The 12,677-nt window shown below is 69.5% G+C and carries 14 protein-coding genes and 1 pseudogene; 7 read left to right on the top strand and 8 right to left on the bottom strand.

Annotation, left to right across the window (positions count from 1 at the left end; genetic code table 11):
- Positions 1 to 223: 223 nt before the first annotated feature.
- From xth to DAERI_RS18980, 4 genes and pseudogenes are all read right to left on the bottom strand, one after another.
- Complete coding sequence (xth, locus tag DAERI_RS18965; protein WP_103131004.1) at positions 224 to 1,018, bottom strand: exodeoxyribonuclease III; 795 nt, start codon at positions 1,016 to 1,018, stop codon at positions 224 to 226.
- A 67-nt stretch (positions 1,019 to 1,085) separates the two neighbouring features.
- Positions 1,086 to 1,565, bottom strand: a pseudogene (locus DAERI_RS18970) (histidine phosphatase family protein); the annotation flags it as partial.
- A gap of 90 nt (positions 1,566 to 1,655) precedes the next feature.
- Positions 1,656 to 2,402: an adenosylcobinamide-GDP ribazoletransferase gene (locus tag DAERI_RS18975; protein WP_103131005.1), complete on the bottom strand. Its 747-nt coding sequence runs from the start codon at positions 2,400 to 2,402 to the stop codon at positions 1,656 to 1,658.
- A gap of 36 nt (positions 2,403 to 2,438) precedes the next feature.
- Positions 2,439 to 3,119 carry a metal-dependent transcriptional regulator gene (locus DAERI_RS18980; protein ID WP_103131006.1) on the bottom strand — a complete coding sequence of 227 codons (681 nt, stop codon included), beginning with the start codon at positions 3,117 to 3,119 and terminating at the stop codon, positions 2,439 to 2,441.
- 328 nt (positions 3,120 to 3,447) lie between these two features.
- Here DAERI_RS18980 and DAERI_RS18985 point away from each other — a divergent pair, with 328 nt between their 5' ends.
- The gene (locus DAERI_RS18985; RefSeq protein WP_103131007.1) at positions 3,448 to 3,996 is read left to right on the top strand and encodes an RNA polymerase sigma factor; all 549 of its coding nucleotides are present in this window, start codon (positions 3,448 to 3,450) and stop codon (positions 3,994 to 3,996) included.
- Complete coding sequence (locus DAERI_RS18990; protein WP_103131008.1) at positions 3,993 to 4,271, top strand: hypothetical protein; 279 nt, start codon at positions 3,993 to 3,995, stop codon at positions 4,269 to 4,271. The genes DAERI_RS18985 and DAERI_RS18990 overlap by 4 nt, the downstream gene beginning before the upstream one ends.
- Before the next feature lie 62 nt (positions 4,272 to 4,333).
- Here the strand turns inward: DAERI_RS18990 and DAERI_RS18995 are convergent, their stop codons facing one another.
- A complete protein-coding gene (locus DAERI_RS18995; protein ID WP_103131009.1) occupies positions 4,334 to 4,537 on the bottom strand; it encodes a hypothetical protein in 204 nt (67 codons plus the stop codon).
- A 63-nt stretch (positions 4,538 to 4,600) separates the two neighbouring features.
- Positions 4,601 to 5,527, bottom strand: a complete 927-nt coding sequence (locus DAERI_RS19000; RefSeq protein WP_165794293.1) for a GNAT family N-acetyltransferase — start codon at positions 5,525 to 5,527, stop codon at positions 4,601 to 4,603.
- A 383-nt stretch (positions 5,528 to 5,910) separates the two neighbouring features.
- On the opposite strand from DAERI_RS19000, the gene tkt reads away from it, so the two are divergent.
- Together tkt and DAERI_RS19010 are read left to right on the top strand one after the other, a co-directional pair.
- Positions 5,911 to 7,902: a transketolase gene (tkt, locus tag DAERI_RS19005; RefSeq protein ID WP_103131011.1), complete on the top strand. Its 1,992-nt coding sequence runs from the start codon at positions 5,911 to 5,913 to the stop codon at positions 7,900 to 7,902.
- 189 nt (positions 7,903 to 8,091) lie between these two features.
- Positions 8,092 to 8,997, top strand: a complete 906-nt coding sequence (locus tag DAERI_RS19010) for an SDR family oxidoreductase (RefSeq protein WP_103131012.1) — start codon at positions 8,092 to 8,094, stop codon at positions 8,995 to 8,997.
- A gap of 75 nt (positions 8,998 to 9,072) precedes the next feature.
- Here DAERI_RS19010 and DAERI_RS19015 read toward each other — a convergent pair whose 3' ends face one another.
- Together DAERI_RS19015 and ahbA are read right to left on the bottom strand one after the other, a co-directional pair.
- On the bottom strand, positions 9,073 to 9,459 hold the full coding sequence (locus tag DAERI_RS19015; RefSeq protein ID WP_103131013.1) for a hypothetical protein: 387 nt from the start codon (positions 9,457 to 9,459) through the stop codon (positions 9,073 to 9,075).
- 97 nt (positions 9,460 to 9,556) lie between these two features.
- Positions 9,557 to 10,612, bottom strand: a complete 1,056-nt coding sequence (ahbA, locus tag DAERI_RS19020) for a siroheme decarboxylase subunit alpha (protein WP_103131014.1) — start codon at positions 10,610 to 10,612, stop codon at positions 9,557 to 9,559.
- 222 nt (positions 10,613 to 10,834) lie between these two features.
- Between ahbA and DAERI_RS19025 the strand changes: the two genes are divergently transcribed.
- The 3 genes from DAERI_RS19025 to gmk all read left to right on the top strand — a co-directional run bounded on the left by DAERI_RS19025 (position 10,835) and on the right by gmk (position 12,670).
- Positions 10,835 to 11,128, top strand: a complete 294-nt coding sequence (locus tag DAERI_RS19025) for an Lrp/AsnC family transcriptional regulator (protein WP_019587995.1) — start codon at positions 10,835 to 10,837, stop codon at positions 11,126 to 11,128.
- A 264-nt stretch (positions 11,129 to 11,392) separates the two neighbouring features.
- Complete coding sequence (locus DAERI_RS19030; protein ID WP_103131015.1) at positions 11,393 to 11,857, top strand: hypothetical protein; 465 nt, start codon at positions 11,393 to 11,395, stop codon at positions 11,855 to 11,857.
- Positions 11,858 to 11,941: 84 nt separating this feature from the next.
- The gene (gene gmk / locus DAERI_RS19035) at positions 11,942 to 12,670 is read left to right on the top strand and encodes a guanylate kinase (protein WP_103131016.1); all 729 of its coding nucleotides are present in this window, start codon (positions 11,942 to 11,944) and stop codon (positions 12,668 to 12,670) included.
- Positions 12,671 to 12,677 lie beyond the last annotated feature (7 nt).

Here is a 12,677-nt window from a genome sequence, read left to right on the forward strand (position 1 = left end):
CGGCACGAGTCAGGCTAGGCCAGGGGCTCTTACACCGCGCTTGCGGGCAGCGTCGGGCGGGGGGAAGGTCAATGGCGCTCCCCCTCCCGCCCGGCTCAGCGGTGGGGGCGGCCCCCGGAGGGGAGGTGGAACTCGGCCCGCCGTCGGCGTCCTGTCCCCCCCGCCGAGAAGCTCGCCATCCCGCGCCCACAGCGCCCTCTCTGCATCGTCCTGTTCGGCCCACTCACGGCGCGCCGCCCGCCCGTCCCGGTGCAGCCGAGAAGGTGGCGACGACGGGGGCGTGGTCCGAGGGCCGCTCGTGCCGCCGGGGCTCCGGGTCCACCGTGCAGGCCCGGCACTCGGCCGCCAGCGTCGCCGACACGAGGATGTGGTCGATCCTCAACCCCCAGTTGCGGGCAAAGGCCAGCCGCCCGTAGTTCCACCAGCTAAACACCCGCTCAGGCTGCTCGAACAGCCGGAAGGCGTCGTGCAGCCCCAGGCCCAGCAGGGCGCGGAAGGCCTCCCGCTCGGGTTCACTCACGAGGACCTGTCCCTCCCAGCGCCCCGGGCTGTGGACATCCCGGTCCTCGGGCGCGACGTTGAAGTCGCCGACCACCGCCAGCCGCTCATGGGCGCCCAGTTCACCGCGCAGCCACTCGCGCACGGCGGCCAGCCACTCCAGCTTGTAGGCGTACTTGGGCGAGCCGACCTCCTGCCCGTTGGGCACGTACAGGCAGACCACCCGGACTCCGCCCACCGTCGCCGCGATCACCCGGCGCTGCTCGTCCTCCAGGCCCGGCACGCCGACCTGCACGTCCCCCGGCGGCAGCCGGGAGAGGAGCGCGACCCCGTTGTAGGTCTTCTGGCCCGAGAACGCCGCCGAGTAGCCCAGCGCCTCAAAGTCAGCGGCGGGAAAGCGGTGGTCCTCCAGCTTGGTCTCCTGGAGGGCCAGCACGTCGGGACCCTGGCCCTCCAGCCAGGCGAGCACCTGCGGCAGGCGCACGTTCAGGGAGTTGACGTTCCAGGTGGCGACCTTCACCGGAACCCGCCGGGAAGGTGTGCGGAAATGGGGGCGGTCAGCATGGGGGGATGATGGCACGGCCCCCTCACCTGGCCTCCCCCAGCACCGTGAGTCGCGTCAGCCACCAGTCCTCCCCCGCCCGCCCCAGCGTGGCGATTCCACCCGGCCTTATCTCCGCCGCCCGCAGGCCCACGGTGAGGCGCAGGGCGGCCAGGATCACGCCCGCGTGGGTGAAGGCGGCCACCTCAGCCGTGCCAGGAAGGCTGTTCAACCAGGTGTCAATGCGTGCGTGAAAGCCGCGCCCCGTCTCTCCCCCGGGTGGCCCCAGGTTTGCGCCCGGGTCGGCCAGACCGTCGATCCAACCCCGCGGCGCCTCCCCGAACTCCGCCTCCAGCTCGGACCAGGTGCGGCCCGCCATGACCCCGAACCGCGCCTCCGTGAGGGCGGGGATGGGGATGGCCTGCGGGAATCCGGCCAGCGCGGCGGTTTGCCGGGCACGGAGGCTGGGGGAGGTGAGGGCGAGGACCCCCGGGGGCAGACGGAGGGAGGCGGCCAGCGTTCGGCCTAGCTCTGAGAGCGGCGCGTCCTCCCCCTCACGCGGGTAGCGCCGCTCGGCGTTGGGCGGGGTGGGCCGCGTGGCGAACGAGGTGCAGGGTCAGCACGGTGGGCGGCCCCAGGCGAAGGCACCCAGCGCCAGGAGTTCCCCCGTCACGATCAGCAGCCCGTACACGTCCCCGCTCAGCCCGCCCCCCAGCCGGGAGGCCGCGAACCGGGCGGCGAGCAGCACCCCGGCGAGGGCGGCGAGCGCGGCCACCCACGCCCCCGGCAGCAGCAGGGCGGGCAGGGCGAGGAGGAGGGCGGCGCCCCAGCGCCCCTCGCGCGAGCGGGCCCCCAGCGACTCCTCCCGCGCCGCCGGGTAGAGGTTCATGGGCACGAGGACGAGCAGCCGCGCGACCACCGCCGCGACGAGGGGGGCGAAGGCGGGCAGCCCCGCCCCGAGCAGGCTCCAGAGAATGAGCAGTGCCAGCACGCCCGTCGCCAGCCCGAAGGCCCCCACATGCACGTCGCGCAGGATCTCCAGCCGCCGCGCCGGGCTCTTCACGGCGAAGAGGGCGTCCGCGCTGTCCACCAGTCCGTCGAAGTGCAGCATCCCCGTGACGGCCAGCCACGCGCCCACCGCGAGGGCCGCCCGCACTCCATCCGGCAGGGGGAGGGGGAGCCACAGGCTGAACGCGACGAGCCCGCCCACCGCGTACCCCGCCAGCGGGTAGTAGGCGCTCGCCCGCGCGAAATCCCCCGCCCGCACCTCCCCGACGTGGGGCAGCGGCAGGGTGGTCAGGAACGTGAGGGCGAGGTGCGCGGCGTCCAGTTGCCGTCGCCAGCGGGGGCGGGGGTCGGTCACACCCCGGATGGTCGCACAGATGGCGGGAGGTCCGGCCTACCGCCCGGGGCGCCCCTCCCCATGCACCTGCACCTGCGCGGCCACGCCCAGCGCCAGCGTGAGGAGCTGCTCCCCCGGCAGGATGACCGTGAGCGTGCCGAGCGCGGCGTCCACCCGGCGCAGCGTGACGACTACCCCGGGCGTCAGGCCCGCCGTCACCAGCGCCCGCAGGCCCGCGGCGTCGGTATCCGGGACGCGGGACACGGTCGCCCCTTCCCCCGGCGCGAGCTGCGTCAGGCGGCGCTCGGCCCGGGACGGCACCTCGCCCGCGAGCGTCGGGATGGGGTCGCCGTGCGGGTCGTGGGTGGGGTCCCCCAGCCAGGCGGCGATGCGCGCCTCCAGCCGCTCGGAAAGGGCGTGTTCCAGCCGCTCGGCCTCCTCGTGGACCTCGTCGAGGGGCACGCCCAGTGCCCGGTGCAGGAAGAGTTCGAGGAGGCGGTGGTGGCGCAGCACCTCCAGCGCGACCCTTTGGCCCTCGGCGGTCAGGCTGGCCCCCTGGTACGGCGCGTGCGCCACCAGCCCCTGCTCGCTGAGCTTGCGCAGCATCCCGGTCGCGCTCGCGGGCACCACCCCCAGCGCGTCGGCGAGCGCCTGCGTGTTCACCTTGCCGCGCTGCCCCAGCAGGTACAGATGCTTGAGGTAGTCCTCGGCGGAGGGGGAGAGCACGCGGGCCGTCATAAGCTTATTTTAGGCGGAACGAAAAGAGGGCGGGCAAGCCGGAGGTGAGGCAGTTTGTGATGGCGGGCGGCCAGGATCGCCGCACGGCCGCGGGGTGGGCACGGCGACCCCTCTGCGGCGCAGACCCGCGGGCCACCTCCCCTGGGGGAGGCAACAACCTCCGGTTCCTGGAGGGCCGGGGCCGTCCCTGGCCCCCCAACACCCCCTCCAGCGTCCTCTCCCCGGGCTGGCAGGACCCTCCGGCGAGGGCTTTGCCGTCCCCCCACCGTCCATCCAGTCCGCGCGGAACTTTTTCGAAAGTCCCGGCCTCCTACCCTGTGAGGCAGCCTTGGACGACCTGACGGACGAGCAACTCGTGCCCCTCGCCGCGCATCCCGGGCCGCGGCGGGAGGCGGCGTTCGAGACGCTGGTGCGGCGCCACGCCGGGCGGGTTCACCGCGTGGCGGCGGGGACGGTCGGGCCGGGGGCGGCCGACGACGTGGTGCAGGAGGTGTTTATCAGCGTGTACCGGCATCTCCCGGGCTTTCGGGGACAGGCGCAGTTCACGACCTGGCTGCACCGGGTCACCCTGAACGCCTGTCACAAGGCGCTCGCGGCACGCAGCCACCTGCCGCTGGAGGAGGCCCCCGAACCCGCCGCTCCCCACAGCCCCGTCCGGGCGGGGGAACAGGCCGACCTGCGCGCCCGCCTCGCCTGGGCCATGCGCCAGCTTCCGCCCGAGCAGCGCGACGCCGTGACCCTGCGCGAACTCTCGGGCCTGGACTACGCCGAGATCGCCGGGGTCCTGGGCGTCGAGCTGGGCACCGTCAAAAGCCGCATCAACCGGGGGCGCGCGGCGCTGCGGGCCCTGCTGACCGGAATCGGAGTCACCCCATGAACGATCACGAACTGGACACCCTCTTCGCCCAGGCCCGGCAAGAGACGCCCGAGGACGCGGGGGCCGCCGAACGGTTCCTCGCCCGGCACCGGGCGGAAGGGGCCCAGGCGAGCCCGGCCATCCTCCCCCGGCGGCACGCCCACCCCTTGCGCTGGCCGCTCCTCATCGGCTGCGGCGCCCTGCTCACCGGCGCGTTCGTGTTGCGCCCCGCACCGGCGCTCCCCGCCAGCGCTGCCTACGATGCCTACCAGGCGGCCCTGGGCGACGGCTGGTAAGTCGTCTCCGGCCAAAAGAAAACCCCCGCCGCAGCGGGGGCAAAAAGTTCTTTTGGATTCGTTCAGGCGGCGAGTTCGGCCTGAATCACTTCGAGCAGGCGCCCGCCCGACAGTTGCCGGACGATCTGGCCGCGCAGCGCGTTCGCATTCTCCAGACCCAGCTCCTGGACCAGCCGGACGAAGTCGATTTCCTGGTAGTGACGCTCGGTGTCGGCCTGCGCGTAGAAGAAGTAGGAGACGATCTCCTCCAACGTCAGTTGGGACATGCCATTAAGGTACTCTTCATTTCTGACAGATGCCTTAATCGTTGAACATTTCGCGTTGAGGAGTCACAGCCCCTTCTCCCAGGTCACCCACATCGCCTCCGCGACGTAGCCCAGGCGGGTATTCACGCGCAGCATGGGGAGGTTCAGGACGGTGCCTCCCGTTCCCGCGTGGGTATACCCCGCGCCCCGCGCCCAGGCCAGCGCCGACGCCTTGACGAGGGTGGCGAGGCCGCGCGAGCGGTGGGCGGGGTGGGTGACCGTCTGTTCGCTCTCCACCTCGTGGCCCCGGGGCGTCAGCCGGGTGCAGGCGACGATCCCGCCGCGGTGGCGGGCTACGAACGTAACCTCCTCCCGCTGGACCATGTCCCGCAGTTCGGTACGGGTCAGGGGATCAGGGGTCGTCGTGGGGTTGCGGGGCGCGTCCCGGACGCCCACCTCGTACAGCGCGTGCAGGGCGTCCCAATCCGCCTCCGTGGCGTCCGGGCTCAGCCGCTCGACCTCGTAGCCTTGCAGGTAGAGCCGTTCCTCCAACGGGCGGACGCGCCCAAAGTCGAACCCGCTCAGGTCCAGATGTGCCCCCCACGACTGCCAGGCGTTGCGAAAGCCCGCCGCGTGGAAGAAGCCCATCTTCTCGGGCCAGTCCTCGCGCGTCACCCCCAGGAGGCGGGTGAAGCGGCCCGGAAGCTGCGACAGGGCCGCCAGGTACAACGCCGAGAAAACTGTTCCGTCCCCCGCCAGGTCGAGCCGCAGGGCATCCGGGGTGGCCGGGCCGAAGGGGCCGAGGTGCAGGGTCGCCACAACTTCGCCACCACGTTCGGCGACGAGGCGCAGCCGCCGGGGATCAGCACTCTCGCGGAACTGCTCTGGGGTGTAGGTCCAGTGTCCCCGCACGCCCTCCGTCACCAGCCGCGCCACCACGGGGGCATCGGCTTTTTGAAAGGGGCGCAGGACCAGGGCCATCTCCGTCGGGGCTGGGGCAAAGCCATTCATGCGGTCATGGTGGGACAGGGCGGGGCTGAAACGCGAATCCGGGAGGTACGCCAGATGGCGGAGGGATGCATATACGCCCCCTCCCCCCGGCCTGACTTCGTAGTCCCCGTCCCCTCCGCCATACACTCCAACTCATACTCAGGTCACATTCACATACTGGCTTGACAGAATTACGCCCATTCCGTATTCTGTTCTTACCGGAATGGAAGCGCCGCGGAGTGCTTGTTGCCCAGCCCGGAGGGAGCCGAGAGCCCCCAACCTTTTCTTCAGACCATGCCCCTGCCTGTTTCCGGTGGGGGCATGTGCCTTTGGGGAGATTTGTCTGGTCTGGGAGTGAAGACAGACCGAAAGGGTCTCTTTGGTGTGGGGATTACACTGGCCGCATGACCGCGATAGAGCAGCAACAGAGCGTGGACCAGCTCAGCGTGAACACCATCCGCACGCTGTCCATCGATGCCGTGCAGCAGGCCAACAGCGGGCACCCCGGCGCGCCGCTGGGAGCCGCCCCGATGGCCTACGTGCTGTGGCAGCGCTTTCTGCGTCACAACCCGAAAAATCCCGAGTGGGCCGGGCGTGACCGCTTCGTGCTGTCGGCGGGGCACGCCTCCATGCTGATCTACTCGCTGCTGCACCTGACCGGGTACGACATGCCGCTTGACGACCTCAAGCGCTTTCGCCAGTGGGGCAGCAAGACGCCGGGCCACCCCGAGTTCTTCCACACCAAGGGGCTGGACGCCACGACGGGACCGCTCGGTCAGGGCGCGGCGATGACCGTCGGCATGGCGATGGCCGAACACCACCTCGCCGCCCGCTACAACCGCGAGGGCTTTCCGGTCTTCGACAACTACGTGTACTCCATCCTGGGCGACGGCGACCTTCAGGAGGGCGTGAACCACGAGTCGGCGGCGCTCGCCGGGCACCTCCGCTTAGGCAAGCTAATCTGGCTCCACGACGACAACTCGGTGCAGCTCGACACCGCCACCGACAAGGCCGAGTCGGAGGACACCGCCGAGCGTTACCGCGCCTACGGCTGGGAGGTGCTGCGCGTCGAGGACGGCAACAACCTGGGCGAGATCGAGGCGGCGATCCGGCAGGCGCGCGAGAACCTGGACCAGCCCACCCTGATCCAGGTCCGCACCATCATCGGCTTCGGCAGCCCCCGGGCGGGCACGAGCAAGGCGCACGGCGAGCCGCTGGGCGCGGAGGGCGTGGCCGCGACCAAGGCTGCGTTGGGCTGGACCTACCCCCCCTTCACGGTGCCCGACGAGGTGCGCCAGCACATGGACGCGACTGGGCGCGGCGCCGGGTACGAGGCCGAGTGGCAGGCCATGTTTGGCCGCTACCGGGAGGCGTACCCCGACCTCGCCGCCGAGGTCATGGCCCTGCTGAAGCGCGAGTTGCCCGGGAACCTGGAAGCCGCCCTCCCCACCTTCGAGCCCGGCGGCAAGGGCATCGCCACCCGCAACGCGAGCGGGGAGGTCATCAACGCGCTGGCGAAGGTCGTGCCTGGCCTGCTCGGCGGCAGCGCCGACCTCAGCGGCAGCACGAAGACCACGATCAAGGACGGCGGCGAGCTGATGCCCGGCCACTACGAGGGCCGCAACATCTACTTCGGCGTGCGCGAGTTCGGGATGGCCGCCGCCGGGAACGGCCTCGCGCTGTACGGCGGCCCACGTCCCCTCGTGGGCACCTTCCTGGTTTTCGCCGATTACCTCAAGCCCGCCTTCCGCCTCTCGGCGATCCAGATGCAGCCCGTCACCTACGTGCTGACCCACGACTCCATCGGCCTGGGCGAGGACGGCCCCACCCACCAGCCCATCGAGCAGCTCGCCATGCTGCGCGCGGTTCCGAATGCCCGCGTCATCCGCCCCGCCGACGCGAACGAGACGGCGGCGGCGTGGCTGATGGCCCTGGAACACGGCACCGGCCCCACGGCGCTGGCGCTGTCCCGCCAGGACCTCCCCGTGCTGCCCCGCAACATCGAGGGCGTGAAGAAGGGGGCCTACGTCGCCCGGGATGCCGAGAACCCCCGGGTCATCCTGATCGCCTCGGGCTCGGAGGTCAGCCTGGCCCTCGACGCGGCCGAAGCGCTCGCCGGGGAGGGGGTCGCCGCCCGCGTCGTCTCCATGCCCTGCATGGAAGTTTTCCGCGAGCAGGAGAAGACCTACCGCGACTCGGTGCTCACCCCCGGCGTGAAGCGGGTGGCCATCGAGGCCGCGGCCAAGCAGCCCTGGTACGAGTGGGTCGGCTCGGACGGCGCCGTGATCGGCATGGAGACCTTCGGCGCCTCCGCCCCCGCGAAGGTGCTGTTCGAGAAGTTCGGCTTCAGCGTGCCGCACGTGGCCGAGGTGGTGCGGGGCGTTCTCGGCCAGTAGCGAGGGGGTGAGGAGGGCCCGCTTTCCCGGTGGAGGCGGGTCCTCCTGCTCTTTCAGCCGAGGTCGTATAAAGGCCGAGTTGTGCTGGATGTTCGGACACCTTCACAAGCCGTGGCCGGCCTTCACCCCTCCTCAAAGATGTGATCCGGTCGGCCTTACCGCCGGGGTCCGGGTGTGAGATTGACGACCATGACGAACCGATCCCAGGACCAGGACCAGCCCACCTCTGCCCCCACCGAGAGCTTCCCCCAGAAGGCCCCCGGCCAGACCCAGGAGGACCAGCCGGGCCACGAGTCGCAGATGACGCTGGAGCCCATCACCATCCGCGACGACTACCGGGGCAGCGGCAAACTGGAGGGCAAGGTGGCCCTGATTACCGGCGGGGACAGCGGTATTGGCCGCGCGGTCGCCGTGCATTTCGCCCGGGAAGGTGCCGACGTTGCCATCGTCTACCTCGACGAGCACGAGGACGCCCAGGCGACCGTGGGGATGGTGGAGGGCGAGGGCCGCCGCGCGCTTGCCATCGCCGGAGACATCGGTGACCCGCAGTTTTGCCAGCAGGCCGTGCAGCGGACGGTTCAGGAACTCGGGGGGCTCGACATCTTAGTCAACAATGCCGCCGAACAGCACCCGCAGGAGAGCATTACCGACATCACGCCCGAGCAACTGGAGCGCACCTTCCGCACGAACATCTTCGCCATGTTCTACCTGACGCAGGCGGCGCTGCCCCACCTGAAAAAGGGCTCGGCGATCATCAACACCACGAGCGTGACCGCGTACAAGGGCAGCCCGCAACTGCTCGACTACTCCTCGACGAAGGGCGCCATCGTGGCCTTTACCCGCAGCCTCAGCCAGAGCCTCGCCGAGCAGGGCATCCGGGTGAACGCCGTCGCCCCCGGCCCGATCTGGACCCCGCTGATCCCCTCCACATTCCCGCAGGAGAAGGTCGAGAGTTTCGGCCAGGACGTGCCGTTGAAGCGCCCCGGCCAGCCCGCCGAAGTTGCGCCCGCCTACGTGTTCCTGGCCTCCGAGGACGGCTCCTTCATGGCCGGTCAGGTGCTGCACCCCAACGGCGGCGAGGTCGTGAACGGGTAGGCCGGCGTTTTCCCAGCAGCCCCGACAAACGGGACGCCCGGGCGGTTGCTCAGGCGTCCCGTCCCAGTTCGCTGCTTAATTCCCGATGAGACAAACCTCGGTCACGTACCGGTCGACGGGATCGAGGTACGCCGTGATGAAACGGTCCCCCGAGTAGTAGGTCTTTTTCAGGAAGCCCTGCCCGTCCCCGGCATCCCCGAAGTCCACGTAAGTCTGATCGCTGCCCAGGGGCGCCTGAAAGCCGTTCTGGTTGATGGCGGTCTGCACGATGTCCTTGACCAGAAAGGCGGGCAGGTTCAGCCGGTACGGGCGGTAGAAGGTGGCCTTTTCGGGCGAGTAGACCCGCAGGGCGTTGCAGATATTGGTGGCCTTTACCTCGTAGGGTCCCAGGTTCCCCGCCCACGTCTGCGCCGACCCCGGGGAAACGAGGGCCAGCAGGGCAAGAGTCAGAAGTCTTTTCATGTCGTCCTTTCGGGCCAGCCACGTTCCGTGCCCTTCAAGAGGATGACCCCGGAGGGTTCCAGGGTCAGGGATTTGTCTGTTTGTGGAAGGACGGGACTCAGGAACTCGCCCCGAGATGAGTCTTTTCCCACTCGTAGAACTCGGGCTTGTAGAACTCCAGCCGCACCTTCTTATATTCCTTTGTCGAGTACAGGATGGCGTGGTCAATCCCCCGGGCCACCTCACGCTCAATGGCGCCGATCTTGCCGAAGGCTTCTTCCTTGCTCCGCCCGTGGACCATCGTGAAGATGGTGTAGGGCCACTCGGGGTAGGTGGGGCGCAGGTAGCAGTGCGAGACCGCCTTGAACTCGGCCATGCGGCGGCCCACCTCGGCGACCTGCTCCTGGGGCACGGCCCAGACGCCCATCGCGTTGAAGGTGAAGCCCGCCTTCTGGTGGCGAAAGACGGCGGACACGCGGCGCAGGGCCCCCGCCGCCTTCATCCGCTCGGCATGGGCGGCGAGTTCGTCGATGCTCAGGCCCAGGGCGGCGCAGGCGTCCGCGTAGGGCTCCTCGGTCACCGGCAGGTCCTTCTGGAATTCCAGCACGAAGGCGCGGTCGAGGTCCGAGACCTGATAGCCGAGGTTGCGGTCGGCGTTGGTGTACTGCGGGGCGGCCTTGGCGTTCCAGTCCTCCTTGCCGCTCATGTCGAACTCGACGCCGATCTTGAAGAGGTGCAGGGTGGGCATCAGGCGGGTGACCCTCGCGCCGCTCAGCTCGTGGAGCTTCTGGACATGCGCCTCCAGGTCGCTCTCGGGCGGCACGGCGATGGTGTACCAGAGGTTGAAGCTGTGGTTGCGCTTGTAGTTGTGGCTCACGCCGGGATGCCCGTTCACGACCTCCGCCCCGGCGTCAAGCTGATCCTCGCCATACACGGCGGCGACCAGGCTCGATTTGTACCCCAGGGTGCGGGTGTCGAAAATCGCGCTGACCTGCCGCAGCACGCCCTCCGCCTTCACCTCGCGCAAAATCTCCAGGGCCTCTTGCTCGGTCAGCCCGACCTCCTCGGCGATCACCTGGTAAGGACGCCGAACGATGGGGATGTCGCGCTGGATGCGGTTGAGCAGTTGCTCACGCGGGGTAACCTGCGTGGGCGTGGGGGCGGGGGCAGTCATGGCCCCACGATACGCCCGCTCCCGGCGGCAGAACGTCCCCGAACGAACGGTCAGGAGAAGCGGTGGGCAGTCCGGGCCGCCCCGGAGGAGCGTTCTCCCGGTTCCGCCAAAACTGGGGGCGAAGTGACGTGGGAATCCGAACGATCAACAGCCTCCCCTAAACCCAAAGGGCACCGCTGACCGCTGATAGCTCTTCCCGGCCCAAGGAGCCACAATGCACCCATGGTCACCGCAATCGTGATGGTGCAGGCAGAGAGGCAGCGCATTCAGGAGACGGCGGAGGCGCTCGCGGGCGTGCCCAGCGTGCGTGAGGTGTACTCCGTGACGGGCGAGTGGGACATCGTCGCCGTGCTGCGGCTCACGCGCTACGAGGATCTGGACGACGTGGTGACCGGTCACCTGCGGAAGGTCGAGGGCATTGTGCGCACCCAGACCATGCTCGCCTTTCGCACCTACAGTGAATCGCTGCTGGATCAGGGCTTCGGGGTGGGCCTCGACGAGAGCCAGCCGTCCTGAGTACACGAAACGGCCCGGGGACCAAAGGCGCCCGGCGTTCCCCTAACAAACCCGCGAAGGGTAGCTTGAGAAAGGCCGGACGGCACACCTTGGCGGCTTGGGACAGGGGGCCGGGTGCAGCGCGTCAGCCGAAAGATGGACGTGCGCGAGCATATTGAAAAGCCTTGCAGAGAGGCGCAAGCTTGAGCGCGGCCAGATGTGGTTGATCCTTGCCTTTACAAATGGGCCACGCGGGATTCATACTGGCTGGGCGGAGGAATACAGATGGCTTATAAGAAACTCAGCGAACAGCTTCAGGAACTCGACAACCCCCAGCGCAGTGATGCATTCGTCAAGGCGTTCCGTGAAGCGGTTCGTGAGGGAAAGATCGAGGCGACGTATCTGCCCGAACGTTTTACGCTGCCCAAGCAGTTCAGCCGCCGCGGCGCGGAGGGCACCTACCAGCGCGACTCGCGCGAGATGCTGTTTGAAGTGACGCCCGCCTTTGAGAAGTGGTTTAACCAGACCAATGCGGAACTCACCGCCACCGCGCGCAGCCGGGGCGGTCAACCCAAGGCCACTGCCGAGAACATCGAGGCGGGCCTCGTGGATTTCAAGGCGCTGGCCGAAGAGACCCGCAAGAAGATGCAGGCCAGCTTTGAAAAGGGCCAGGCGCTGGGCAAGAGCCGCAGCCAGAGCAGCGGCGGCAAGAAGAGCAGCGGGGGCCGCGGCCGGGTCAAGGGCAAGTAACCCGCCGGGCCGGGCGCGGGGCAGGGAAGGGCAAAGGTGTCCCCCTGCCCCGCGCCCGCGTCGCCGGGCCGTATGCTGTCACGAATGATGGTCGCCGTGCCTGACTCTGGTTCCCAAACGAGTTCCACTCCCCCTGCGCCCCGCCGCGGCCTCCTGATCGTGATGACGGGCGCCTCGGGCGTCGGCAAGGGCACCCTGCGCGAGCGGTGGCTCTCGGGGCAGGACGTGTTCTACTCGACCTCCTGGACCACCCGGGGGGCCCGGCCCGGCGAGCGCGACGGGGTGGACTACGTGTTCGTGACGCCGGAGGTCTTTCTGGAAAAGGCCCGCCGGAACGGCTTTCTGGAACACGCCCAGTTCGTCGGCAACCACTACGGCACGCCCATTGAACCCATCGAGGCCGCCCTCGCCCGCGGGCAGGACGTGGTGCTGGAGATCGAGGTCGAGGGCGCGATGCAGGTCAAGGACCGCGTGGGCGAGGAGGCCGTGCTCGTATTCATCATGCCGCCCAGCCTCACCGAGCTGCGCCGCCGCCTGACGGGCCGGGCCACCGAGACTCCCGAGCGCATCGAGAAACGGCTCGCCCGCGCCCGGGACGAGATCATGCAGGCCCACGCCTTCCGCTACGTCGTCGTGAACGATGATCTGGACCGCGCCGTGTGCGAGTTGCAGGCCGTCCAGCGGGCCGAGCACGCCCGCCAGCGCCCCGAGGACGAGTGGACCGACGAGGACCGCGCCGCCATGCGCCTCGCCGAGACCGTGCGGAGTACGGCCCTCACGCGCGAGGACCTGAGGCGCGTGGTCGAGAGCTAGGGGTATT

The organism is Deinococcus aerius (assembly GCF_002897375.1).
Lineage (GTDB): Bacteria > Deinococcota > Deinococci > Deinococcales > Deinococcaceae > Deinococcus > Deinococcus aerius.

Coding starts and splice junctions, on each gene's coding strand:
- DAERI_RS18980 (WP_103131006.1), bottom strand. CDS start 3,119: ATGACGGCCCGCGTGCTCTCCCCCTCCGCCGAGGACTACCTCAAGCAT.
- DAERI_RS18990 (WP_103131008.1), top strand. CDS start 3,993: ATGAACGATCACGAACTGGACACCCTCTTCGCCCAGGCCCGGCAAGAG.
- DAERI_RS18995 (WP_103131009.1), bottom strand. CDS start 4,537: ATGTCCCAACTGACGTTGGAGGAGATCGTCTCCTACTTCTTCTACGCG.
- DAERI_RS19000 (WP_165794293.1), bottom strand. CDS start 5,527: ATGAATGGCTTTGCCCCAGCCCCGACGGAGATGGCCCTGGTCCTGCGC.
- tkt (WP_103131011.1), top strand. CDS start 5,911: ATGACCGCGATAGAGCAGCAACAGAGCGTGGACCAGCTCAGCGTGAAC.
- DAERI_RS19010 (WP_103131012.1), top strand. CDS start 8,092: ATGACGAACCGATCCCAGGACCAGGACCAGCCCACCTCTGCCCCCACC.
- DAERI_RS19015 (WP_103131013.1), bottom strand. CDS start 9,459: ATGAAAAGACTTCTGACTCTTGCCCTGCTGGCCCTCGTTTCCCCGGGG.
- ahbA (WP_103131014.1), bottom strand. CDS start 10,612: ATGACTGCCCCCGCCCCCACGCCCACGCAGGTTACCCCGCGTGAGCAA.
- DAERI_RS19025 (WP_019587995.1), top strand. CDS start 10,835: ATGGTCACCGCAATCGTGATGGTGCAGGCAGAGAGGCAGCGCATTCAG.
- DAERI_RS19030 (WP_103131015.1), top strand. CDS start 11,393: ATGGCTTATAAGAAACTCAGCGAACAGCTTCAGGAACTCGACAACCCC.
- gmk (WP_103131016.1), top strand. CDS start 11,942: ATGATGGTCGCCGTGCCTGACTCTGGTTCCCAAACGAGTTCCACTCCC.